The 712-nt window shown below is 60.0% G+C and carries 2 protein-coding genes; both read right to left on the minus strand.

The window, feature by feature from the left end:
• Positions 1-127: Flp family type IVb pilin (locus EOA38_RS38135; protein ID WP_145966358.1), on the minus strand; the 127-nt coding region annotated here is incomplete at its 3' end.
• A gap of 111 nt (positions 128-238) precedes the next feature.
• Entirely contained in the window at positions 239-556 is a 318-nt protein-coding gene (locus EOA38_RS38140; RefSeq protein WP_126091751.1) for a hypothetical protein, read from the minus strand.
• Positions 557-712 lie beyond the last annotated feature (156 nt).

Here is a 712-nt window from a genome sequence, read left to right on the forward strand (position 1 = left end):
GGATCGCATCCGCGGCCTTGCCGACGCCGCCGATGATGACGAGCGACAGCACGGTGACGATGAGACCGTATTCGATGGCCGTGGCGCCCGATTCATCTTTCGCGAATTGCTGCAGCAGGTTTTTCATGGTCGTCGATCCCTCTTGTGGGGAACCATAGGGCCTACCCGTTAAGAAAGGTTAACGGCAAAAGCTTAACGGGGGGTGAAACAGCCACTTCTCGCTGAATTTATTAACCAATTAGCAGTCGCCATGGCGACTGCCGTCGTTGCGGATCACGCAGATGGAACTTGGCAGCGGCTGCAGCACGCTTCGCCGCAGTGTGTAGGTGTCGCGGCGGCCGATCGAGCCGGTGCTGGTCATGTCGAGCCCGCTGGCCAGGCCGCCACGCGCGCTCTGCGACCGCGTCTGGCTGTCGAGGAAAGGCGTCGCGATCAGCGCCAGCGCCACTGCAGCCGATCCGAAAAGCAACGTGATCCGCAAAATGCCCATGCCGGCATCGGCGGCGCGGAAAGTACGATCGGGCCGGATCGAGTCCCAGTCTCTCTCGAGGCTCATGGAATGGCTCCAAACAAAATCGGGCATGCCGCCGCGCGGACGACTTCGCCTCAATCTTCCATGTCGAGATAAATCTTCCATTAACGCTGCCTAAAACAGACGAGGCAAAGGCAGCTCGCGGCTACTCCAGGAAAAGTGCGTAGCCGTCTGGTGGAA

This window comes from Mesorhizobium sp. M1E.F.Ca.ET.041.01.1.1, assembly GCF_003997355.1.
GTDB lineage: Bacteria > Pseudomonadota > Alphaproteobacteria > Rhizobiales > Rhizobiaceae > Mesorhizobium.

Excerpts from the sequence above, each read along its gene's own strand:
- EOA38_RS38140 (WP_126091751.1), bottom strand. The coding sequence starts at position 556 with ATGAGCCTCGAGAGAGACTGGGACTCGATCCGGCCCGATCGTACTTTC.